Origin of the sequence: Pseudonocardia sp. EC080619-01 (genome assembly GCF_001420995.1) — a bacterium.
In the GTDB taxonomy this organism is placed as follows: Bacteria; Actinomycetota; Actinomycetes; order Mycobacteriales; family Pseudonocardiaceae; genus Pseudonocardia.
Window position 1 is genome coordinate 1,162,420 of sequence record NZ_CP012184.1, and the last position, 21,540, is coordinate 1,183,959.

Annotated in this window: 21 protein-coding genes and 1 pseudogene; 7 read left to right on the forward strand and 15 right to left on the reverse strand. The window is 73.8% G+C overall.

Going from position 1 to position 21,540, the window contains the following annotated elements:
* The first annotated feature begins 62 nt into the window (after window positions 1–62).
* Complete coding sequence (locus AD017_RS05350; protein ID WP_010241510.1) at window positions 63–794, forward strand: Crp/Fnr family transcriptional regulator; 732 nt, start codon at window positions 63–65, stop codon at window positions 792–794.
* 7 nt (window positions 795–801) lie between these two features.
* Here AD017_RS05350 and thyX read toward each other — a convergent pair whose 3' ends face one another.
* On the reverse strand, window positions 802–1,566 hold the full coding sequence (thyX, locus tag AD017_RS05355; RefSeq protein ID WP_050802541.1) for an FAD-dependent thymidylate synthase: 765 nt from the start codon (window positions 1,564–1,566) through the stop codon (window positions 802–804).
* An 88-nt stretch (window positions 1,567–1,654) separates the two neighbouring features.
* Between thyX and AD017_RS05360 the strand changes: the two genes are divergently transcribed.
* From AD017_RS05360 to AD017_RS05375, 4 genes are all read left to right on the forward strand, one after another.
* Window positions 1,655–2,239 (forward strand): toxin-antitoxin system HicB family antitoxin, encoded by a 585-nt coding sequence (locus AD017_RS05360; protein ID WP_060573255.1) that lies wholly within the window; start codon window positions 1,655–1,657, stop codon window positions 2,237–2,239.
* Window positions 2,236–3,372 (forward strand): DUF4097 family beta strand repeat-containing protein, encoded by a 1,137-nt coding sequence (locus AD017_RS05365; RefSeq protein ID WP_060573256.1) that lies wholly within the window; start codon window positions 2,236–2,238, stop codon window positions 3,370–3,372. Before AD017_RS05360 ends, AD017_RS05365 begins: the two co-directional genes overlap by 4 nt.
* Before the next feature lie 55 nt (window positions 3,373–3,427).
* Window positions 3,428–3,871, forward strand: a complete 444-nt coding sequence (locus tag AD017_RS05370; protein WP_010234971.1) for a nitroreductase/quinone reductase family protein — start codon at window positions 3,428–3,430, stop codon at window positions 3,869–3,871.
* A gap of 92 nt (window positions 3,872–3,963) precedes the next feature.
* Window positions 3,964–5,508 (forward strand): AbgT family transporter, encoded by a 1,545-nt coding sequence (locus tag AD017_RS05375; protein ID WP_060573259.1) that lies wholly within the window; start codon window positions 3,964–3,966, stop codon window positions 5,506–5,508.
* 119 nt (window positions 5,509–5,627) lie between these two features.
* On the opposite strand, the gene AD017_RS36980 is transcribed toward AD017_RS05375, so the two are convergent.
* The 4 genes and pseudogenes from AD017_RS36980 to AD017_RS05390 form a co-directional block, all read right to left on the reverse strand.
* Window positions 5,628–5,918: a DNA glycosylase AlkZ-like family protein gene (locus AD017_RS36980; protein ID WP_255388955.1), complete on the reverse strand. Its 291-nt coding sequence runs from the start codon at window positions 5,916–5,918 to the stop codon at window positions 5,628–5,630.
* A gap of 33 nt (window positions 5,919–5,951) precedes the next feature.
* Window positions 5,952–7,025: pseudogene (locus AD017_RS05380) on the reverse strand (IS630 family transposase); the annotation flags it as partial.
* Entirely contained in the window at window positions 6,976–8,019 is a 1,044-nt protein-coding gene (locus tag AD017_RS05385; protein WP_227013361.1) for a winged helix-turn-helix domain-containing protein, read from the reverse strand. The pseudogene AD017_RS05380 and the gene AD017_RS05385, both read right to left, overlap by 50 nt.
* A 607-nt stretch (window positions 8,020–8,626) precedes the next feature.
* Window positions 8,627–9,556, reverse strand: coding sequence for a 3,4-dioxygenase subunit beta (locus AD017_RS05390; protein ID WP_060573265.1), 930 nt, complete (start codon window positions 9,554–9,556; stop codon window positions 8,627–8,629).
* 126 nt (window positions 9,557–9,682) lie between these two features.
* On the opposite strand from AD017_RS05390, the gene AD017_RS05395 reads away from it, so the two are divergent.
* Window positions 9,683–10,213 carry a GNAT family N-acetyltransferase gene (locus tag AD017_RS05395; RefSeq protein ID WP_060573267.1) on the forward strand — a complete coding sequence of 177 codons (531 nt, stop codon included), beginning with the start codon at window positions 9,683–9,685 and terminating at the stop codon, window positions 10,211–10,213.
* A gap of 8 nt (window positions 10,214–10,221) precedes the next feature.
* Here the strand turns inward: AD017_RS05395 and dapB are convergent, their stop codons facing one another.
* The 10 genes from dapB to AD017_RS05445 all read right to left on the reverse strand — a co-directional run bounded on the left by dapB (window position 10,222) and on the right by AD017_RS05445 (window position 19,930).
* Entirely contained in the window at window positions 10,222–10,926 is a 705-nt protein-coding gene (gene dapB / locus AD017_RS05400; protein ID WP_060576246.1) for a 4-hydroxy-tetrahydrodipicolinate reductase, read from the reverse strand.
* Between the two features lie 111 nt (window positions 10,927–11,037).
* Window positions 11,038–11,517, reverse strand: coding sequence for a DUF456 domain-containing protein (locus AD017_RS05405; RefSeq protein WP_010227241.1), 480 nt, complete (start codon window positions 11,515–11,517; stop codon window positions 11,038–11,040).
* A gap of 34 nt (window positions 11,518–11,551) precedes the next feature.
* Window positions 11,552–12,859, reverse strand: a complete 1,308-nt coding sequence (locus tag AD017_RS05410) for a pitrilysin family protein (protein WP_010227239.1) — start codon at window positions 12,857–12,859, stop codon at window positions 11,552–11,554.
* Window positions 12,860–12,929: 70 nt separating this feature from the next.
* A complete protein-coding gene (locus AD017_RS05415) occupies window positions 12,930–15,209 on the reverse strand; it encodes a polyribonucleotide nucleotidyltransferase (protein WP_010227236.1) in 2,280 nt (759 codons plus the stop codon).
* A gap of 254 nt (window positions 15,210–15,463) precedes the next feature.
* A complete protein-coding gene (gene rpsO / locus AD017_RS05420) occupies window positions 15,464–15,733 on the reverse strand; it encodes a 30S ribosomal protein S15 (RefSeq protein ID WP_010227233.1) in 270 nt (89 codons plus the stop codon).
* A 170-nt stretch (window positions 15,734–15,903) separates the two neighbouring features.
* Window positions 15,904–16,425 (reverse strand): 2'-5' RNA ligase family protein, encoded by a 522-nt coding sequence (locus AD017_RS05425; RefSeq protein ID WP_060573268.1) that lies wholly within the window; start codon window positions 16,423–16,425, stop codon window positions 15,904–15,906.
* A gap of 222 nt (window positions 16,426–16,647) precedes the next feature.
* Window positions 16,648–17,259 carry a helix-turn-helix domain-containing protein gene (locus AD017_RS05430; RefSeq protein WP_060573271.1) on the reverse strand — a complete coding sequence of 204 codons (612 nt, stop codon included), beginning with the start codon at window positions 17,257–17,259 and terminating at the stop codon, window positions 16,648–16,650.
* 64 nt (window positions 17,260–17,323) lie between these two features.
* Window positions 17,324–18,313, reverse strand: coding sequence for a bifunctional riboflavin kinase/FAD synthetase (locus AD017_RS05435; RefSeq protein ID WP_010242643.1), 990 nt, complete (start codon window positions 18,311–18,313; stop codon window positions 17,324–17,326).
* 52 nt (window positions 18,314–18,365) lie between these two features.
* Window positions 18,366–19,259 (reverse strand): tRNA pseudouridine(55) synthase TruB, encoded by an 894-nt coding sequence (truB, locus tag AD017_RS05440; RefSeq protein ID WP_060573272.1) that lies wholly within the window; start codon window positions 19,257–19,259, stop codon window positions 18,366–18,368.
* Between the two features lie 11 nt (window positions 19,260–19,270).
* Complete coding sequence (locus AD017_RS05445; RefSeq protein ID WP_060576247.1) at window positions 19,271–19,930, reverse strand: response regulator transcription factor; 660 nt, start codon at window positions 19,928–19,930, stop codon at window positions 19,271–19,273.
* A 116-nt stretch (window positions 19,931–20,046) separates the two neighbouring features.
* On the opposite strand from AD017_RS05445, the gene AD017_RS05450 reads away from it, so the two are divergent.
* Window positions 20,047–21,522: a cation:dicarboxylate symporter family transporter gene (locus tag AD017_RS05450; protein ID WP_060573274.1), complete on the forward strand. Its 1,476-nt coding sequence runs from the start codon at window positions 20,047–20,049 to the stop codon at window positions 21,520–21,522.
* Window positions 21,523–21,540 lie beyond the last annotated feature (18 nt).

Here is a 21,540-nt window from a genome sequence, read left to right on the forward strand (position 1 = left end):
GCTACCGTCCGCACCATCGGACGGCGGCCGGTCCCTCGACGGCCGCGGGAGGCGGGTGACGGGTGACGGCCGGGACGGCGGACGACGCGGGCGCGGACCGGGCCCACGGCCCGGCCGGCGATCCCGTCTCGCCCTTCCTCACCGCGCCGGCGACGCCCGTGACCGACCGGCTCGCCGGTCTGGGGACCCCGCGCCGCTACGCCCGCGGCGAGCACGTCTACCGGCAGGGCGAGCTGTCCACCCGGCTCCACCTGGTCGTCTCCGGGCGGGTGCGCATCTACCTGCACCGCCCGGACGGTTCCGAGCGGTCGCTGGCCTACGCCGAACCGGGCGCCACCCTCGGTGAGGCCGCCTGCGTCGACGGGCGGCCGCGGCACCTCGCGTCGGTCTGCACCCAGCCGTCGGAGATCGTCTCGGTCACCCGGGACGCGCTGCTCGACGCGGCCCGCGCCGAGCCCGAGCTGCTGCTGGAGATCACCCGGCGGATCGCCTACAAGCAGCGCGTCATGCAGCTGCACGTCCTCATCGAGGGCCTGCCGGCCCGGGAGCGGGTCATCCTTCTGCTCGGGCACCTCGTGGAGGCCTACGGCGAGGTCGCGCTCGACACCGTCACCCGGCTGTCGATCCGCCCGGCCGTCGACGAGCTGGCCCTGCTCGTCGGCCTGACCCGGGTGACCATGAGCCGGGAGCTGTCCCGGCTGGTCGCCGAGGGCCTGGTCGAGAAGGAGGGCCGCAGCATCGTCGTGCGGGACCTGCCGGACCTGCGCCGCCGGGTGCACGCCGTCCTGGCGTGAGGAGCGCTCAGCCCTCGCTGACCAGCGGGCTGGAGGCGATCTCGGTGCCGTCGTCGAGCTTCTGGATCTCGAAGTCGGCGAAGACGTTCGGCACCTCGCGCTGCAGCTGACGCAGGCACTCCACCGCCAGGTTGCGGATCTCGACGTCGGCGTGCTCGGAGGCCCGCATCGCGACGAAGTGCCGCCAGGCGCGGTAGTTCCCGGTCACGACGATCTTCGTCTCGGTCGCGTTCGGCAGCACCGACCGGGCGGCCTGACGGGCCTGCTTGCGGCGCAGCGTGCCGTTCGGGACGTCGGCGAAGCGCTTCTCCAGCCCTTCGAGGAGCTTCTGGTAGGCGCTCAGCGCGTCCGCGGACGCCTGCAGGAACAGCTCGTGCAGCTCGGGGTCGTCGGCGATGACGTCCGGCTCGACCATCGCCGCGTCCCGCTCGGGGACGTAGCGCTGGGACAGCTGCGAGTAGGAGAAGTGCCGATGGCGGATGAGCTCGTGGGTCAGCGACCGCGAGATCCCGGTGAGGTAGAAGCTGACGCTGCCGTGCTCCAGCACCGAGAGGTGCCCGACCTCCAGGATGTGCCGGACGTAGCCGGCGTTGGTCGCCGTGCGCGGGTTCGGCTTGCTCCACGACTGGTAGCAGGCGCGCCCGGCGAACTCGGCGAGCGCCTGGCCACCGTCGGCGTCGGTGGACCACGGGACGTCCGCGGGCGGGGTGAACTCGGTCTTCGCCACCAGCTGGACGGTCAGCGGGACGGTCTGCGGCGCGGTCTCCGACATGCGCCCGAGCGTAGCCTCGGCGCCCCCCGACATCACCGGTGACGGCATCTCCTTGAAATGACATCGCAAGTGACGCCATAGTGACGTCATGGACCTCACGCCGTACGTCACGCAGCTGCGTGACGACCTCGCCGCCGCCGCGGCCGCCGGGGACGAGCAGGCCCGCCGCACGGCGGCGCTGCTCGGCTCCGCGATCGAGCCCGCCGCCCGCCTCGCGATCATGAACGCCCTCTCGGACCTCGCCTCGGAGGCGACCGCCGCCCTCGGCGACCGCTCCGTGGAGGTGCGGCTGCACGGCCGGGAGGTGCGGGTCTCGGTCTCGGGCACGCCGTCCGGCGACGGGCCGCAGCAGCCCACCGGACAGGCCCCGACCGGGTCGACCGGGGGCCGACCCGACGGGTGGGCAGGCAGGTGGCCCGGCGGGTCCGAGGGGACCGGCGGACCGTCCGGGCTGCCGTTCGGCGCCGACGCGGGCGACATCAGCCGGGTGACCCTGCGGATCGTCGAGCAGATCAAGTCGCAGGCCGAGCGGGCGGCGCAGTCGCAGGGCGTCTCGCTGAACACCTGGGTGTCCCAGGCGGTGCAGGGCGCCCTCGCGGGCGCCGAGGAGCGTGCCCGCGGCGGGCGCGGGCCGGGCGACGGACGGAACCTCCGGGGATGGGTGCAGGGATGAACGACGAGCGTGACGACACGACCGGCCCGATCGACGGCGGGGACGCCGGGGGTCCGGGCGCTCAGGGCGCGGGCGACGGGCCCGGCGACCGCTCTCCCGGCTCCGGAGCGGGCACCGGTGACCGCGACTCCGATCCCGGTGCCGGGACCGGTTCCGGGGCCGGTGCCGGGACCGGTCCGGTCGACGCGCGCCGGGAGAGCTGGGCCTGCACCGGCCCCGCCGAGCTGGAGATCACCATCGGTGGCGGCGACGTCCGGATCGACCTCGTCGAGGACGCCGCCGAGGTCCGCGTCGAGGTGTCGGCCGACCGCTCCGGCGCCCCGTGGTCCGGCGGCCTGGGCGGTCTCCTCGACTGGATCGGGACGTCGATGAGTGGCGGCGGGGCACCGCCCGCCGCCGGCTGGTCCGGGCGCGGCTTCGAGCCGATCGTCGGCGCCCCCTGGGAGCGGACCGGCGACCCGTCGGCCGAGGCCGTCGACGCCGTGACCATCGAGTGGTCCGGCCCCGGCGGGCGGCTGGTCGTGCGCGGGCCCGACGAGCCCGGCCTGAGCAGCGTCCCGTTGAGCGTGACCGTCTCGGCCCCGGCCGGGTCGCGGGCCGCCGTGCGGACCGGCGCGGCGGGCGTCCGGGTGACGGGCCGCGCGTCCTGGGCGGCCGTCCGGACCGGGTCGGGCACGGCGCGCGTCGCCGAGGTGACGGGTGATGCCGACATCACCACCGGTTCCGGCGGGATCGACCTCGGCTCGTGCGGCGGGCGCGCCGAGCTCCGCACCGGCGGCGGTGGGGTCGAGGCCGGGTCGCTCGCCGGGCCGTCCCGGGTGCGCACCGGCAGCGGCGACGTCCGGCTCGGGCAGGTGACGGGCGATCTCGAGATCCGCAGCGGCTCCGGGGACCTGGTGCTCGCCGACGCGGTCAGCGGCGACGTGCGGGTCAGCACCGGCTCGGGAAACGTCCGCGTGGGGGTGCACTCCGGTGTCGCCGCCGAGCTGGACCTGTCGACCGGCTCCGGCCGGGCCCGCAGCGAGCTCGACGTCCGGCACGACGGCCCGCCGTCCCCCGCGGCCGTCCGGCTCTCGGGCCGCACCGGCAGCGGGGACGTGCTCGTCGGACGGGCGGCCGCCGTCGCGGAGTGACGCCGTTTCCCTCGATGATGGAGATGGTTGTTCATCGAGGAGTACGGTCGGTGGCATGGAGCGCACCGAGATCGCCGCGATGAACGCCGCCATGACCGGGCGGGTGCTGACCATGCCCGCCGCACCCGTCCCGGACGGCGGGTACGCCCTGCGCGTGCTGCGGACCCGGGGACGGCGCAGCGGGGAACCACGGGACACCCCGGTGGGCGTGGTCGGTCACGGCGGGGCGGAGTACGTCGTCGCGCCGGTGGCGGCCCGGGACTGGGTGCGGAACCTGCGCGCGACGCCCGGCTGCACGCTCCTGGCGAGCGACGGCGGGAGCGAGCGGCGTGCCGTCGAGCCGGGGCCCGGCGAGGCGGCCGCGGCCGTCGTCACCTACCTGCGGGCGATCGACCAGCCGCAGGCGTTGCGGGCGTTCCCGGTCCCGGCCGACGCCTCCGCCGACGACGTCGCCGCCCACCTCGGCACGATCGCCGTGTTCCGGCTCGACAGGGACTGACATCTCCCCGCCGGCCCGGCCTCGCGGGGGTCGACCGTTCGGGCCGGACGGGCTAACCTCCCGGCTCCGATCAGCCGATCCGCGGGGGACCGTTGAGCGAGCAGACAGCACCGGAGACACCGTCACGGCTGACCCGGGCACTCGGCGTCGTCGAACGGGCCGGGAACAAGCTGCCCGACCCGGTGATCCTCTTCGTGGTGCTGTCGGTGCTGCTGGCCGGGCTGTCCGCGGTGCTCGCCGCGGCCGGGCTCACCGCGCAGGTCCCCGGCCAGGACGAGATCACCCCCGTCCGCAGCCTGCTCACCGGTGACGGGCTGCGGTTCGCGCTCACCGAGGCGGTCACGAACTTCGTCGAGTTCCCGCCGCTCGGGACGATCATCGCGGTCCTGCTGGGCATCGCGGTCGCCGACCGCTCCGGGCTGCTGCCGACGCTGCTGCGGGTCACCGTGCTGCGGGCACCGCGCCCGCTGGTCACCCCGGCACTGATGTTCGCCGGGGTCTGCGGGTCGGTCGCGTCCGACGCCGCGTACATCGTGCTGATCCCGCTCGGCGCGATGGTGTTCCGGACCCTGGGCCGCAACCCGGCGGTCGGGGCGGTGGCCGCGTTCGTGTCGGTCGGGGCGGGGTACGACGCGAGCATCCTCGTGACCGCGACCGACGTGCTGCTGGCCGGCATCACGAACTCCGCCGCGGCCGTCGTGGACCCGTCGATCGAGCTGACCGCGCTGTCGAACTACTGGTTCAACGTCGTGAGCGCGCTGCTCATCGCCCTGGCGGCGGCGGTCGTCGTCGACCGGGTCGTCGAACCCGCCGCCGGCCGGTCCACCGAGGAACCGGCTGACGCCTCCGGGCACGAGGAGGCGGAGGCCGCGGAGGCGCGGGACGCCGAGATCTCCCGCGACCAGGTGCGTGGCCTGCGGGACGCCGGCCTGACGCTGCTCGCGCTCCTGGCGCTCTACGCGGCGGCCTGGCTGCCTGCGGGCTCCCCGCTGCGGGACCCGGACACCGGGGACCTGGTGCCGTCGCCGTTCCTGGACGGCATCGCCGTCGTGCTGCTGCTGACCTTCCTCGCGGTCGGCATCGTGTACGGGCTGCGGGTCGGGACGGTCCGCCGCGCCGCCGACGTGCCGCGGCTGATGCGCGAGGGGCTCGTCGACGTCGTCCCGATCCTCGTGCTGTTCTTCGTGATCGCCCAGTTCCTGGCCTGGTTCACCTGGACCGGGCTCGGTCAGTGGATCGCGGTGTCGGGCGCGGAGGTGCTGCGGGCGTCGGGCGCCCCCGCGCCGGTGCTGCTGTTCCTGACCGTGCTGCTGGTGTTCGTGCTCGGCCTGATGATCACGTCGGGATCGGCACAGTGGTCGCTGCTGGCCCCGGTGCTGGTGCCGATGCTGCTGCTCGTCGGGATCGACGCCGACCAGACGATGGCCGCGTTCCGGATCGGGGACTCCGTCGCGAACTCCCTCACGCCGATGAGTCCGTACTTCGCCGTCGCGCTCGGGTTCCTGCAGCGCTACCGGCGTGACGCCGGCATCGGCACGCTCATCTCGATGACGCTGCCGATCTGTGCGGCGATGTTCGTCGTCTGGACCGTCCTGTTCCTGGCCTGGGTATCGCTGGGGATCCCGCTCGGGGTCTGATCAGGCCGCGTCCCTGATCAGGCCGCGTCCCTGATCAGGCGACGTCTCTGATCAGGCGACGTCTCTGATCAGGCGACGTCTCTGATCAGGCGACGTCTCTGATCAGGCGGCGTCTCTGATCAGGCGGCGTCCGAGCGACGGAGCTCCGCGTGCAGCAGCGCCGCGAGGCCGCCCCGCTCCCCCACGACGACGCCGTCGAGGCCCAGCCAGCCGGCCATCGTCGTCAGCTCGGCGGCGAGCTCGGCCGCGATCCGCGACTCCGGCCCCGGGGCGCCCGGCTCGGCGAACGCGCCCGGCACCCGCAGCACACCGGCGGCGCGGTCGGCCTTGAGGTCGACCCGGCCGACGAGGCGGCCGTCGAGCAGGAACGGGAAGACGTAGTAGCCGTACTCGCGCTGCGGCTCGGGCACGTAGATCTCGATGCGGTAGTGTCCTGAGTCAGGGATTCGCTTCAGATATCGGGTGAGTCGTTCGAGAATCTCGTCCGCGGTCTTGGTCCACGCGAAGGGCTTGGGGTTGTTGTTCCAGCCGGCGATCCAGTCGCGGATGTCGGCTTCGAGGGCGGGGACCGAGGTGTGCACGCCGCGGCGGATCTTCTTGGTGGTCAGCTCGGCGAACCAACGCTCGACCAGGTTGAGCCACGACGATCCGGTCGGGGTGAAATGCAGGTGGAACCTCGGGTGAGCCACCAGCCAGGTCTTGATAGCCGGGGTCTTGTGGGTGGCGTAGTTGTCCAGCACCAGGTGCACGTCCAGCTCGGCGGGGACCTCGCGGTCGAGCCTGGTCAAGAACGTGCGGAACTCGCTCGCGCGATGGCGGCGATGCAGCGACCCGATCACCTTCCCGGTCGTGACCTCGAGCGCGGCGAACAACGTCGTGGTTCCTGCCCGCACGTAGTCGTGGGTCAGTCGCTGCGGGATGCCGGGCATCATCGGCAGCACTGGTTGGGACCGGTTCAAGGCCTGGATCTGGGATTTCTCGTCCACGCAGAACACCAGCGCCCGCTCGGGCGGGTCAAGGTAGAGACCGACGACGTCGTGGAGTTTCTCGATGAAGTACGGATCGGTGGACAGCTTGAACGTCTCGGCTCGGTGCGGGGCCAACCCGAAGGTGCGCCAGATCCGCGAGATCGTCGATTGGGACAACCCCGAATGCTCGGCCATCCCGCGGGTCGACCAGTGCGTCGCATCAGCCGGTTTGGACTCCAACGTCGTGGTGATCACCTCGGCGACCTGAGCGTCGGTGACCGTGCGCGGACCGCCCGGACGGGGCAGGTCCCCCAGCCCGGCGATCCGGTGAGCAACGAACCGGGCACGCCACCGGCCCACCGTGTGCGCAGCCGACCCCGTCTGCGCCGCGACTTCCTTGTTCGTCGCGCCCGAAGCGCACGCCAGGATGATCCGACACCGCAGCGCCCACGCCTGCGGAGTCGACCCGCGGCGAATCCATTCCTCCAACGCTGACCGCTCATCGTCGGACAGGATCAGCTCGGCCTTGGGTCGTCCGGTCCGTGCCACCAGACCACCTTACAAATATGTCGCGAACTCGCGACTCATGACAGTAGCGGAAGCCGAAGATCCGCTCGGTGCGGTCGCGCTCCCACACCAGCGGGTCGAACGGGCAGAGCAGCGCCCGGCCCTCGACCGTGCGCGGTGCCCGGGCCGCCGGGTCGCGGTAGGCGGGCTTCGCCCAGCCGCGCACCGCGACCGGTTCGAGCCGCCCGCCGTCGACGAGCTCGTCGATCGCCGTGCGGGTGCGTTCCGGGCCGAGCCGGTAGTAGTCGCGCAGGTCGGTCTCGGTGCCGATGCCCAGCGCCGAGGCCGCCTTGGCGATGAGCTCGCGGGCGGCGTCGGCCGGGTCGGGTGGCGGGCCGTCGAGGACCTCCGGCGGGAGGACCCGCTCGGGCAGGTCGTAGCGGCGCTCGAAGTGCTTCCGGGTGCCCACGGCCAGGTCACCCACCGCGAACAGGTACTCGCAGACCCGCTTGACCTCGGACCGCTCCCACCAGGTCGCGCCCGGCGGTCGCGGGCGGACGGTGCCCGCCCGGCCGCCGGGTGCCAGCGCCTTCTCGATCGCACCGGCGCCGATCGGGCCGGACTCGGCGACGACGTCGCGGATGTCCCCGGCCAGCGACGGGTGCTTCTCCAGCAGCGGCCCGTAGTGCTTCCACCACCGCCGCGGCAGCGTCTCGTGGCCGAGCAGCGGCCAGTCCTGCACGGGGACCAGGCTCGCCTCGTGCGCCCAGGTCTCGGCGAGCAGCCGTGGGCGGCGCGCGCTCGGTGACCAGGCGGCGTCGTCGAGCAGGGACGCCGGGTACGCCCCGAGCCTGCTGAAGATCGGCATGTAGTGCGCGCGGACGGCGACGTTCACCGAGTCCAGCTGCAGCAGCTTCACCCGGTCCAGCACCCGCCCGAGATGCCGCCGGGTCACCGCGCCCGCAGGCCGGGGGTCGGCGAAGCCCTGCGCTGCCAGGAAGGTTCGCCGGGCCACGTCTCCCGAGATCGTCCGCACCCGCCGGATGTTGCCACGGACCCCCGACAGGAACCGGCCCGCACCCCGCAGCCGCGCCCGCGCCCCGTGGCCCGGCGCCGCATCCGTGGCCGGCGAGGCACCCACCGCCCGGTGCCCCATCCCGTGGCCTGGCGAGGCACCCACCGCCTGGCGCCGCACCCCATCGCCTGGCACCGCACCCCATCGCCTGGCGAGGCACCCGCCGCAGAGGGTGCGCCGGTCGGGGACGGGGTGCCGCACCCTCGGCCGCACCCCACCCAGGTCCGTGCCCGCGCGCCCGACCGCCGCACCTGCCTGACCCGGCATTGCACCCCCTGACCCGTCGCCGCACCCCACGGCCCGGCGTGGCACCCGCTGCAGACGGTGCGCCGGCCGGTGACGGGGTGCCGCACCCGGCCGGGGGTGCCGGCGCACGTCACTGCCCGAGCGATGCGCTTCCGGGGCTGCCGATTCCCAACCGTCTCGATCCCCGCACCCCGGCCGCGCCGCACCCGCTCGCCCGGCGAAGCACCCCGTGACCCGGCGTCGCACCCATCGCAGAGGGTGCGCCGACCAGTCACGGGGTGCCACGGGGTGGCGGGCACGGTCACGGGGTGCCGGGTGTGGGTCAGTTCCCGGGCGGCGGACCGCCGGGGCCGCCTCCCTGCCCGCCGGCGGGCCCGCCACCGGACCCGCCGTCCGGTGCACCGCCGCCGGTGGGCTCGGTGGTCGTGTCCACCGCGGCCGTCAGCGCCACGGTCCAGCCGCGGGTGACGTCCCCGCTGACCGTCGCGACCTGCAGAGCCCCGCCGTCGTCGCCGAAGACGTTGTCGCTGTCGAGGGACACCTTCGACAGGTTCGTCACCGACTGCTCGTAGCCGGTCGTGGCGTACACGGCGGTGCACATGTCCTGCGGCAGCGCGACCTGCGAGGTGGCGATGGCGTTGCCGGCGTCGGTGATGTCGGCGACCGCCGGGTAGACCTCGAAGTGGATGTGCGGCCAGCGGCCGTCGTAACAGGCCGGGACGATGCTGGTGAACCGCACCGTCCCGTCGCTGCCGGCGACCTGGACGCCGCGCAGGTAGTTCTCGTTCTCCAGCCCGGACGAGTAGAGCGAGTACTCGCCGGCGCGGTCGCAGTGCCACACGTACACCGCGGCCCCGGTCATCCCGGCCGCCGCCATGTCGGTGATCGTCAGCTCGAGGGTCATGGGCACGCCCTCCGCGGTGGCACTGCCGGTCCCGAAGCTGGACCGGATGTCGCTGCGCACCACACCGGACTCGGTGAGCACGTTCGCCCCGTTGGAGCCGTCGCCCGGGTACGGGCCCGCGGTCTCGTCCGGGATCTCGCCGGTGCTCGTGGTGCTCGCCGTCGACGCCCCGGACGACCCGGACGCGCCGCACGCGGCCAGGCCCGCCGTGGCGGCGCCGATGCCGAGCACCGCGAGCATCCGGCGGCGGCTGAACAACGTGCCGAGATCGAACCCGAGGCCCTGGTCGACGACCTCGTCGTCGGGGCGGGGCAGCGGGCGGCCCTCGTAGGTGGGGCGCGGGCTCATGCGGTCCTCCAGGAGCGTCGGTCGGGAACTGCCACCGACGGTAGGAACCGCACGTGGGCGGCGGCCCGGGATCATCTGTGCGTCCCCTGTGAGCGGTGCCCGCCACGGACACGGTAGGCATGGGGCATGGCCACCGCGAGCGTCCGCCCCGCCACCGACGACGACGTCGACGCCGTCGTCGGGATCCAGGACCGCACCTGGCGCACCGCCTACGCCGGGCTGCTCCCCGAGGAGGCGTTCGCGAGCCTGACCTCCCACGCGGCCCGCTCGCACTGGCGCGACGCCGTGCACGCGGGCGACGACTTCCACCTGTTCGTCGCCGTCGAGGGCGCCGAGGCCGTGGGGTTCTGCGCCGCCGCGCGCTACGCGGGAGCCGACGGCCTGTCGATCGCGGAGATCTCCGCGCTGCTGGTGGAGCCGCGGTGGGGGCGGCGCGGGCACGGCGGACGGCTGCTCGCCGCCGCCGCGGCCGCGCTGCGCGGGTCCGGCTCCGGGTCGGGGCGGGCGTGGCTGCCCGAGGCCGACGCCGCGTCCCGGGGGTTCTACGCGCGCGCCGGCTGGCAGCCCGACGGCGCGGTCCGCACCCTCGACACCGGCACCGGCACGCTGCGCGAGATCCGGGTCGGCGGGACCCTCGACCTGCACCTGACCGGCTGAGGAGCCGGTCAGACCAGGCCGAGCAGTGGCTCCAGGCCGATGGTCAGACCGGGCCGCGACCGCACTGCCCGCACGGCCATCAGCACGCCGGGCATGAAGGACGCCCGGTTCATCGAGTCGTGCCGCATCGTGAACACCTCGCCGTCGGTGCCCAGGATGACCTCCTGGTGCGCGATCAGACCGGGCATCCGGACCGCGTGCACGTGGACGCCGTCGACGACCGCGCCGCGGGCACCGTCCGGGTCGGTGGTGGTGGCGTCCGGGACGTCGCCCAGACCGGCCTCGGCACGGGCGGCGGCGACCACCGACGCGGTGCGGGCCGCGGTCCCGGACGGGGCGTCGACCTTGCCGGCGTAGTGCAGCTCGACGATCTCGGCAGAGTCGAAGAACTTCGCGGCCTGCCCGGCGAAGTGCATCATCAGCACCGCGCCGACCCCGAAGTTCGGGGCGACCAGCACGCTTCCGGAGCCGTGGGCGTCGAGGACGGACCGGACCTCGTCGAACTTCGCGGCGTCGAAGCCACTGGTCCCGACGACCGCCGCGACCCCGCGCGAGACGCACGCCCGCACGTTGTCCAGCGCCGCACCGGGGTGGGTGAAGTCGACGGCGACGTCGGCGCCGTCCAGCGCGGCGAGGTCGTCGCCCGCGTCGAGGGCCGCCACCAGCTCGGTGTCCCCGGCCGCCTCGACCGCACGGCAGACCTCGCTGCCCATCCGGCCCTCCGCGCCGAGCACCGCCACCCGGATCGTCCCGCTCACCCGCACACCTCGTTCCCAGATCTTCTGACCGACGTCGTGACCGCAGGCGAGTCTAGGCAGTGCCGCTCAGCCGGCGACGAGCCCGCCGATCCACACCGCCGTCGCCAGCATCCCGGCGGCGAGCTCGATGAGGATGCTCCACCCGACGGCGGTGAGCGCCTCCTTCGCCGATCGCCAGGCCGTCGCGGCGTCCGGGAGCCGCACCAGCTCGGCCAGCCACACCCCGAGCACGAACCCGAGGAACAGCCCGACCACCGGGACGACGAAGAACCCGACGACACCGAGCAGGAGGCCCGCGAGCAGGGTCCGGGTCGGCACCCCGGACGCCTTGAGCCGGCGGCCGGGGAGCAGGTACTTCGCGACCTGGCCGATCACGGTGACCAGCACGGCGAGACCGAGCACCCACCAGCCGACGGCGTCGCCGCGCGGCACCGCCCACACCGCGATCCCGCCGACGATCAGTACGGGGCCGGGGAGCACCGGGAGCACGATCCCGGCCAGCCCGACCGCGATCATGAGGCCGGCGAGGACGGCGAGCCAGGTCATGGCCCCACCCTGCCAGGTCGTGATCGACCCCGGCTCACAGGTCGCGCAGGGACCCCGGGAGAGCGGACTCGTCGTCGTAGGGACCGACGACGGCGGCGGTGAGCGGCTGGTCCAGCAGACCCGCGGCCAGCGCCGCGACCTCCGCCGGGGTGACGGCCTCGATGCGGGCCAGGCTGTCGGTCAGCGACCGCTGGCGCCCGTGGTCGAGCTCGGCCCGGCCGAGCCGGTTCATCCGGGACGCGGTGTCCTCGCAGCCCAGCACCAGTCCCCCGCGCAGCGCGCCCTTGGCCCGGGTCACCTCGGCCTCGGTGAGCCCGCCCCCGGCGACCTCGGCGAGCACGTCACGCACGACGGCCACGACCTCGCCGAGCCGCTCCGGTGCGCAGCCGGCGTACACCGACAGGGCACCGGCGTCGGCGTAGCGGGCGACCGAGGAGTAGACCTGGTAGGCCAGCCCGCGCTGCTCACGGACCTGCTGGAACAGCCGCGACGACAGGCCGCCGCCGAGCGCGTTGTTCAGCACCGCGAGCACCGGCAGCCCCGGGACGTGCCGGCCCGCGGCCGGGACGCCCAGCATCACGTGTGCCTGCTCGGAGTCGTCGGGCTGCAGGCCGAGCGCACCGGAGCGGGCCGGGCGCACACCGGTGGCGGCGCGCGGCGGGACGGCGACGGCGTCGGCGTGGCCGTTCGCCGCGGGTGCCAGCGCTGCGGCGACGAGTTCGGCGAGCCGGTCGTGCTCCAGGTTCCCGGCGGCGGCGACGACCATCCGTGGCGTCGTGTACTCCCCGCGCCAGAACGCGTGCAGCGTCTCCCGGCTCATCGCCCGGACGGACTCCTCGGACCCGATCACGGGACGGCCGAGCGGGTGCGACCCGAACAGGGTCTCGTCGAACAGGTCGCCGAGCAGGTCCTCCGGGTCGTCGTCGCGCATCGAGATCTCCTCGAGCACGACGCCCCGTTCCAGCTCGACGTCGGTGCGGGCCAGCTCGGCGTCGGTGACGACGTCGGCGAGCAGGTCGACCGCGAGCGCCACGTCGGTGTCGAGGACGTGCGCGTAGTAGCAGGTGTGTTCCTTGGCGGTGAAGGCGTTCAGCTCACCGCCGACGGCGTCCATCTCCTCGGCGATCCCGGCCGCGGTCCGGCGCCGGGTGCCCTTGAAGAGCAGGTGTTCCAGGAAGTGTGCGGCACCGGCCTGCTCGCCGGTCTCGTCGACCGAGCCGATGCCGATCCAGATGCCGACGGCGACCGAGCGGACCCCGGGCACCGTCTCCGTGACCAGCCGGACGCCGCCGGGCAGCTCGCTGCGCCGCACCGCGTCCGGGGTCGCGAGATCGGCGGGCACGCGGGCGGCGGCCCGGGAACCCTGGGGTTCCCGGGCCGCCGCCCTGGAGTCGTGCGCGTCCGCCAACGGATCAGCTCTGGTTCGCGGCCTCGGCCTCAGCCGGAGCCTCGGCGCCGGTCTCGGCGTCCGCCGGGGCCTCACCGTTCTCCCCGCCCTCCTGGACCGGGACGAGGCTGATCTTGCCGCGGTTGTCGATGTCGGTGACCTCGACGCGGATCTTGTCGCCGACCTTGCAGACGTCCTCGACCTTGCCGATCCGCTTCCCGTTGCCGAGCTTCGAGATGTGGATCAGACCGTCCTTGCCGGGGACCAGCGAGACGAAGGCACCGAAGGCGGCGGCCTTGACCACCGTGCCCAGGAACCGCTCGCCGACCTTCGGCAGCTGCGGGTTGGCGATCGCGTTGATCATGCCGATCGCCTCCTCCGCGGAGGGGCCGTCGTTCGCACCGACGTAGATCGTGCCGTCGTCCTCGATCGAGATGTCGGCGCCGGTCTTCTCGGTGATCGAGTTGATCATCTTGCCCTTCGGGCCGATGACCTCGCCGATCTTGTCGACCGGGACCTTCACCGCGGTGACCCGCGGCGCGTACTTGGACATCTCGTCCGGGCCGTCGATGGCCTCGCCGATCACCTCGAGGATGGTCAGGCGGGCGTCCTTGGCCTGGCTCAGGGCGGCGGCCAGCACCTCGGACGGGATGCCGTCCAGCTTGGTGTCCAGCTGCAGCGCCGTCACGAAGTCCTTGGTGCCGGCGACCTTGAAGTCCATGTCGCCGAACGCGTCCTCGGCGCCGAGGATGTCGGTCAGCGCGACGTAGCGGGTCTGGCCGTCGACCTCGTCGGAGACCAGGCCCATCGCGATGCCCGCGACCGGCGCCTTCAGCGGCACACCGGCGTTGAGCAGCGACATCGTCGACGCGCAGACCGAGCCCATCGAGGTGGACCCGTTGGAGCCCAGCGCCTCGGAGACCTGGCGGATCGCGTAGGGGAACTCCTCGCGGTCCGGCAGGACCGGGAGCAGCGCCCGCTCGGCGAGGGCGCCGTGGCCGATCTCGCGGCGCTTCGGCGACCCGACGCGGCCGGTCTCACCGGTGGAGAACGGCGGGAAGTTGTAGTGGTGCAGGTAGCGCTTGGAGGTCTCCGGACCGAGCGAGTCGATCGTCTGCTCCATGCGCAGCATGTTCAGCGTGGTGACACCCAGGATCTGGGTCTCGCCACGCTCGAACAGCGCCGAGCCGTGCGCCCGCGGGATGACCTCGACCTCGGCCGAGAGCGGCCGGATGTCGGTCAGGCCGCGGCCGTCGATCCGGACCTGGTCGGTCAGGATCCGGCGGCGGATGAGCTTCTTGTTGAGCGCGCGGAACGCGTTGCCCAGCTCGGACTCGCGGCCGGTGAAGCGCTCGCCCAGCTTCTCCAGCACCGACGCCTTGATCTCGTCGGTGCGGGTCTCGCGCTCCTGCTTGCCGGCGATGGTCAGCGCCTGCGCCAGCTCCTGCTCGACGGCCTCGGTGACGGCCTCGAGCGCGTCCGGCTGGTAGGCCGGGAACACCGGGTAGTCGGCGGTCGGCTTGGCCGCGACGTCGGCGAGCTGCTGCTGCGCGACGCACAGCGAGCGGATGAAGGGCTTCGCGGCCTCCAGGCCGTCGGCCACGACGTCCTCGGTCGGGGCGTTGGCGCCGCCGTCGACGAGCTCGATCGTCTTCTCGGTGGCCTCGGCCTCGACCATCATGATCGCGACGTCGTCGCCGACGACGCGACCCGCGACGACCATGTCGAACGCGGCGCGCTCGAGCTGGTCGTGCGTCGGGAAGGCCACCCACTGGGTGTCGGTGCCGGTCTCGTTCGCGATCAGCGCGACGCGGACGCCGCCGACCGGGCCGGAGAAGGGCAGGCCCGCGAGCTGGGTGGACGCCGACGCGGCGTTGATCGCCACGACGTCGTAGGGGTCCTTCGGGTCGAGCGACATGACCGTCACGACGACCTGGATCTCGTTGCGGAGACCGTCCACGAAGGACGGGCGCAGCGGCCGGTCGATGAGACGGCAGGTCAGGATCGCGTCGGTGCCGGGGCGGCCCTCGCGGCGGAAGAACGAGCCGGGGATCCGGCCCGCCGCGTACATCCGCTCCTCGACGTCGACCGTCAGGGGGAAGAAGTCGAACTGGTCCTTCGGCCGCTTCGAGGCGGTCGTGGCGGACAGCAGCATGGTCTCGTCGTCCAGGTACGCGACGACCGAACCGGCGGCCTGGCGGGCGAGCCGGCCGGCCTCGAACCGGACGGTGCGCGTGCCGTAGGCACCGTTGTCGATGACGGCGGTGCTCTCGTGCACGCCGTCCTCGCTGATGACGTCAGTCATGCGGGGGTGATCTCCTCGTCGTAGGGAGTTGTCTCTGCGTCCCCACCACCGACGACGTCCGGGGCGATCCCCTGCTGGGCCGGTCTTCGATCGAAGCCCCCGGCAACTCGTGCTCCCGGGAGCCACTACCGAGGACCGGCGGACGTCCGTCCGCCGGCGCGCGGTGGGCTTCTGTTCAGTTGTGTCGGTTCAGTTGTACCGCGTGGGATGCGGAACGACCCGGCACCGGAGTCCGGTGCCGGGTCGCCGGCGGGTCAGCGGCGCAGACCCAGCTTCTCGATCAGCGCGCGGTAACGAGCCACGTCGACGGCGCGCAGGTACTTGAGGAGCCGGCGACGACGACCGACCAGCAGCAGCAGGCCGCGCCGGCTGTGGTGGTCGTGCTTGTGCTCCTTCAGGTGCTCGGTCAGCCCGATGATGCGCTGCGTCAGCAGCGCCACCTGGGCCTCGGGGGACCCGGTGTCGGTGGCGTGGGTGCCGTACTTCTCGAGCGTGGTCTTCTTCTCGGCGGTGGACAGTGCCACTGCGTCTCCTTCATCTCGTGGACGGTCCGCGGGGCCGTACCGTTCGCGACCCCGGCCGGGACGGCCGGTGGAACGGCAGGTGGTCGGTCGCGGCCGCCGCGGACTGCAGCCGGACCCGGGGAGAAACGGTACCAGCGACGACATCGCCCGCCGTCGCCGACCCGCGCACCTCAGCGCCCTGCTCCACCGGACGGGACCGTCAGCCGTACCCGGTGCACCGGGGTGTAGCGCGGGCCCGGGTCGCTGCGCACCAGCAGCACCTCGTCCGCCGTCCACCAGGGCCCCGGCCGGACGCCGCCGGCGCCGGTCAGGGCGTCCGGCCGGGGCCGGTCGGCGGGCCGCCTGCGGGCGAGTGTGAGGTGCGCCCGGAACGACGACGGGTCGGCCCCGGCCCGGGCCGCGAGGTCGTCGAGCACACCGCCGGGCTCGACCCCGGCCCAGACGACGCCGGGGAAGGTGCCGGTCCCCGCGATCCGCAGCCGCGGCGCGGGCACCCCGGCGAACGCCGCGTCGAGGGCCGCGGCCCGCGCGTCCGGGTCGTCGTCGCCGTGGAAGCACAGGGTGAGGTGCCAGGTGCCGGGATCCACCGGCCGCCACGCGCCGTCCGGGTGCCAGGGGAGTGCGGACGCCAGCTCCGTCGCGAGCGCGTCGACCGCCGCCGGGGGCGGCCACAGCGCGGTGAACAGCCTCATCCCGCTCCGTCCTCCCGGCGGCCCGCCCCGATGCCACGGACGAGCACGGCTGCGGCGATCGAGGGCGACGGTATCCGGTGGAATCGCTGCCTCGGGCAGCGATTCCCCGCATGCGGCGCTGCCCGGCGGGGCCTCGCGACCGTCGGGTGACGCGGGGCGTTCCGCCGCGGGTGACCTCCTTCCGTGAGATCGCTTCCCCGAGAAGCGATCTCGCAGCACCCCTCATCTCCGCGACGCCGCCGCCCGCCGGAGCACATCGGCGATCTCCGGGAACGACGGGTCCAGCTCCGCCGCGGCCGCGACGAGGCGGGCCGGCGCGGAGACGCCGCGCAGCGCGTCGTCAGCGGTCGGCGCGGAGGCGGCCGGCCGTCGCGGGTGCGGCACCACTGCCGTGCGGACCGGAACGACCGGCGCGCCTGACGCACCCGGGACGACCGGGGCGCCGCCCGGGAGGCGATCGGGGCCGGCGAGGCCCGGGCCGGCAGCACCGCAGCGGCAGTCCCCCGCCGGCACCGGCCCCCAGGGCACCGCGGACCCGGACCGGACGCGGTCCAGCAGCGTCTCGATCTCACCGGGCGGGACCGGACCGCGCGCGACCCGGCGGTCGAGCGCCACCATCCGGCCGAGCACCGCGGGATCACCGATCTTGACCCGCCGGGCGCCGGACAGCTGGGACAGCATCGCCGGGCTCAGCCCCAGCGCCGACGCCAGCCGCGCCTGCGTGATCCCCAGCCCGGAGGTCAGCCGGCGTACCCGCTCCCCCAGCGGCTCGCCGTAGATCTCGCGCTGCCGCGCGCGGTTGCCCGCCACCTGGTCACCGGGACGATCGTCCATGCCGCGATCCTGCGGCCGTCCCCGTCGCGCCCGGGCCGGATCGGAACGGGTAGGGGACTTCCACTCAGCCCGGCGCGTTCGGCCCCGGTCCGGTGGGGGGATCCCCGTCCGGTCCGGTCGCATCGCCGGCGGCGACGAGCGTCGTCCGGCTGTCCTCGACGTCGCGGGTCATCTGGGCGATGAGCGGCTCGATGCCGTCGTAGTGCTCCTGACCGCGCAACCGGGCGACGAACTCGACGCCGACCTCGTGGCCGTAGAAGTCCTCGTCGACGTCGAGCACGTAGGCCTCGACGGTGCGCACCCGCCCGGAGAAGGTCGGGTTCGTCCCGACCGAGATCGCGGACTTCAGCCGCCGGTCGCCGATCCGGAACCAGCCGGCGTAGACCCCGTCGGCGGGGACCGCGGTGTGCGGCGGGCAGGCCACGTTGGCCGTCGGGAAGCCCAGGTCCCGGCCCCGCTTGTGGCCGTGCACGATCACGCCGTCCACCCGGTGCCAGCGGCCCAGCGCGCGGGCGGCGTCGCGGACCGCGCCGGCGTCGATGCAGGACCGGATGTAGGTCGACGAGAAGGTGATGTGGTCGTCGGAGATGAGGTCCACCGCCTCGCAGACGAAGCCGAACCGGCGGCCGAGCTCGTGCAGCGTCGTGACGTCGCCGGCGGCCTTGTGCCCGAAGGTGAAGTTGCGTCCCACGACGACGACGGCCGCGTGCAGCCGGTCGACCAGGATCTCGTGCGCGAACCCGGCCGGCGCCATCCGGGACAGCTGCTCGGTGAAGGGGATGACGCAGAAGACGTCCGCACCGGCCTCGGCGACGAGCTCGGCGCGCCGGTCCAGCGTGGACAGCCGCGCGGGGTGCGTCCCGGGGCGCACGAGCTCGGCCGGGTGCGGGTCGAACGTCACGACGACCGCGGGGAGCCCCCGGTCCCGGGCGAGCTCCACGGCCCGGGCGATGAGCTGCCGGTGCCCGCGGTGCACCCCGTCGAACACCCCGACGGTGACGACGCAGCGTCCCCAGCCGGGCGGGACGGCCTCCAGACCACGCCAGCGCTGCACGGCGGCGAGCCTACGGAACCGGTGACCGCCCCGCCCCACCGGCCGCCGGGGATCAGCCGGCCGGGGCCAGCACGACCACCGGGCGCGCGGACGGTCCGCGGTCGGCCATCAGCGCGAGCGCGGCCCCGTCGGGCCCGAACACGCCGTACGTGCCGGGGATCCCCGCGGACGGCAGCGACCGGCCGATCCGCACGTCGGTGGCGGCCGCGTCGTCGACGTCGACCCGCGGGAACGCCGTCGCCACCGCCGCGGCCAGGTCGAGCGAGAGGCCCGGCTCGGCGGCCAGCTGCTCGACGGTGCGGGCGTGCTCCAGGGTGAAGGGCCCGACCCGGGTGCGGCGCAGCGCCGTGAGGTGCCCGCCCGCGCCGAGCGCCACCCCGAGATCGCGGGCCAGCGCCCGCACGTAGGTCCCCGACGTGCACTCCACGACGACGTCGAGGTCCACGAACCCGCCGTCCCGGCGCAGGTCGCGCAGGTCGAACGCCGACACCGTGACCGGCCGGGCCGGGATCTCGACCGTCTCGCCGTCGCGGACGCGCTGGTAGGCGCGCTTCCCGTCGATCTTCACCGCGGACACCGCGCTCGGGACCTGCTCGATGTCCCCGGTCAGCGCCGCCATCGCGCCCCGGACCTCCGGCTCGCCCGCCGTGACCGTGACGGGGTCACCGACGGGCGTGCCCTCGGCGTCGTCGGTGTCGGTCGCCTGCCCGAGCCGGACGGTCGCGGTGTAGGCCTTGGTGTCCAGCGACAGGTGCCCCAGCAGCTTCGTCGCCCGCTCGATGCCGACGACCAGCACGCCGGTCGCCATCGGGTCGAGCGTCCCGGCGTGGCCGACCTTGCGGGTGCCCATGATCCGGCGCAGCTTCCCGACGACGTCGTGGCTGGTCGGACCCCGGTCCTTGTCGACGACGACGAGACCGGGCGGCGGAGGCGGTGGCTTCGGCACGGTCGCAGACGCTAACGCGCCAGCCGGTACCCGACCCCACGCACCGTCACGACGACCTCGCGGGCGCCGAGTTTCGACCGCAGCGACGCCACGTGCGCCTCCAGGGTGCGGGCGGCGGAGCCGTCGGCGACGCCCCAGACCTGTTCGAGCAGCTCGGTCCGGGGCAGCACGGCGCCCTCGCGCCGGGCCAGCGCCGCGAGCAGGTCGAACTCCTTGCGGGTCAGCGCGACCTCGTCCCCGGCCGCGGTGACGGACCGCCGCTCCAGGTCGACGACGACGTCGCCCACCGCCACCGTGGACGCCACCGCGCCGCCGGTGGAGCGGCGCAGCACCGCCTCGATCCGGGCGAGGAGCTCGTCGGTCGACACCGGCTTGACCAGGTAGTCGTCGGCACCGGCACGCAGGCCCTGCACCCGGGCGGCGACGTCGCCGCGGCCGGTGATCGCGAGGATCGGCACCCGGGACCGCTCCCGGATCTCCCGGCAGACACCGATCCCGTCGCGGTCGGGCAGTCCCATGTCGAGCAGCACGACGTCGGGCTCCCGGTCCGCGATCGCACTGAGCGCGGCGGTCCCGCTGCCGACCAGATCGGTCGGATGACCGTGCTTGACCAGGGTGCGCCGCAACGCGTCTCCGAGGACGGCGTCGTCCTCGACCAGCAGTACGCGCACGTCCGACAGCGTAGTCCGCACCCTCAAACCTTCCTCAAGACCGCCTCCGCTCCCGTTGGCGCGGCGGGCGGCCCTCCTTCATCGTTTCGGCACCGAACACGTCGAGGAGGACGGACATGGCCGAGGTCGCCACCGCAGCCGGCTCACCGGGACAGGGGTCGTCGACCCCCACCCGGCCGAAGAAGAAGCTCTACTCCCAGCTCTGGTTCTGGGTCCTGATCGGCATCGCGTCCGGCATCCTGGTCGGGTTCGTCGCCCCCGACTTCGCCTCGGACACCAAGTGGCTCGCCGACACCTTCGTCCAGATGATCAAGGTGATCATCGGGCCGGTCATCTTCTGCACCGTGATCGTGGGCATCGCGTCGCTGGGCAACCTCGCCCGGGCCGGCGGGCTCGCCGCCCGCGCGCTGGGCTACTTCCTGGTCATGACGGTGATCGCGCTGGCGATGGGCCTTCTCGCGGGCAACCTCTTCCAGCCGGGCGCCGGCTTCGAGGGTGCCCCGAACCCGGCCGACCTCGCGAAGGCCGCCGAGAACGCCGCGACCGGCTCCGAGGAGTCAGGCGTCATCGGCTTCATCCAGGGCTCGCTGCTGCCGGAGAGCTTCTTCGGGCCGTTCGTCGAGAACTCGGTCCTGCAGGTCCTGGTCCTCGCGATCCTCACCGCCTGCGCGATCTCGTCGCTGAACAACGACCTCCGCGTCCGGCTGGTCCGCGGCATCGAGGGCATCTCGCAGGTGATCTTCGGGATCATCAAGATCATCATGTGGGCCGCACCGGTCGCCGCGTTCGGCGGCATGGCCTACACCGTCGGCCAGATGGGCGGCGAGTCGCTCGTCAACCTGCTCAAGCTGATGGGCGTCTTCTGGGGCACCTGCGCGGTCTTCGTCCTGGTCGTGCTCGGCGCGGTCTCCTGGGCCGCCGGGTTCAACGTCCTGAAGGTCATCCGGCTCATCAAGGACGAGCTGCTCATCATCGTCGGCACCTCGTCGTCGGAGTCGGTGCTGCCGCGCTTCCTCACGAAGCTGCAGTCGGCCGGTGCGTCCAAGCAGACCGTCGGCATGGTCATCCCGACCGGCTACTCGTTCAACCTGGACGGCACCTGCATCTACCTGACCCTGGGTGCGCTGTTCATCATCCAGGCCGGCGGTGAGGTCCTCCCGATCGGCGCGCAGATCGCCCTCGCGGTCCTGATGGTGCTCACCTCGAAGGGCGCCGCGGGCGTCACCGGCGCCGGTCTGGTCACCCTGGCCGCGTCGCTGCAGGCCTTCGGCGGGGAGTTCTTCACCCCCGAGGCGATCGTCGTCGGCCTCGCCCTGATCGTCGGCATCGACCGCATGATGTCCGAGGGCCGCGCGCTGACCAACGCGATCGGCAACGTCGTCGCCACCCTGGTGATCGCCCGCTGGAACGGCGAGCTCGACCGCGAGCGGCTCGCCGCCGTCCTCGAGGACCCGTCGCTCGTCGAGGCCGACATGGAGGCCGCCCACGGCAGCGGTGCCGGCGAGGAGACCGAGAAGACCGAGGAGACCGCGACCGGCACCGAGGCTCCCGCCGACGCCGACACCCGCGTCAAGGCCACCACCGGTTCCTGACGCGACCGTCCCGTCCTC

What these genes read in the sequence shown, in the direction of transcription:
- thyX (WP_050802541.1), bottom strand. Translation starts at nt 1,566, where the DNA reads ATGTCGGAGACCGCGCCGCAGACCGTCCCGCTGACCGTCCAGCTGGTG.
- AD017_RS05360 (WP_060573255.1), top strand. Translation starts at nt 1,655, where the DNA reads ATGGACCTCACGCCGTACGTCACGCAGCTGCGTGACGACCTCGCCGCC.
- AD017_RS05365 (WP_060573256.1), top strand. Translation starts at nt 2,236, where the DNA reads ATGAACGACGAGCGTGACGACACGACCGGCCCGATCGACGGCGGGGAC.
- AD017_RS05370 (WP_010234971.1), top strand. Translation starts at nt 3,428, where the DNA reads ATGGAGCGCACCGAGATCGCCGCGATGAACGCCGCCATGACCGGGCGG.
- AD017_RS05390 (WP_060573265.1), bottom strand. Translation starts at nt 9,556, where the DNA reads ATGAGCCCGCGCCCCACCTACGAGGGCCGCCCGCTGCCCCGCCCCGAC.
- AD017_RS05395 (WP_060573267.1), top strand. Translation starts at nt 9,683, where the DNA reads ATGGCCACCGCGAGCGTCCGCCCCGCCACCGACGACGACGTCGACGCC.
- dapB (WP_060576246.1), bottom strand. Translation starts at nt 10,926, where the DNA reads ATGGGCAGCGAGGTCTGCCGTGCGGTCGAGGCGGCCGGGGACACCGAG.
- AD017_RS05405 (WP_010227241.1), bottom strand. Translation starts at nt 11,517, where the DNA reads ATGACCTGGCTCGCCGTCCTCGCCGGCCTCATGATCGCGGTCGGGCTG.
- AD017_RS05415 (WP_010227236.1), bottom strand. Translation starts at nt 15,209, where the DNA reads ATGACTGACGTCATCAGCGAGGACGGCGTGCACGAGAGCACCGCCGTC.
- AD017_RS05425 (WP_060573268.1), bottom strand. Translation starts at nt 16,425, where the DNA reads ATGAGGCTGTTCACCGCGCTGTGGCCGCCCCCGGCGGCGGTCGACGCG.
- AD017_RS05430 (WP_060573271.1), bottom strand. Translation starts at nt 17,259, where the DNA reads ATGGACGATCGTCCCGGTGACCAGGTGGCGGGCAACCGCGCGCGGCAG.
- AD017_RS05450 (WP_060573274.1), top strand. Translation starts at nt 20,047, where the DNA reads ATGGCCGAGGTCGCCACCGCAGCCGGCTCACCGGGACAGGGGTCGTCG.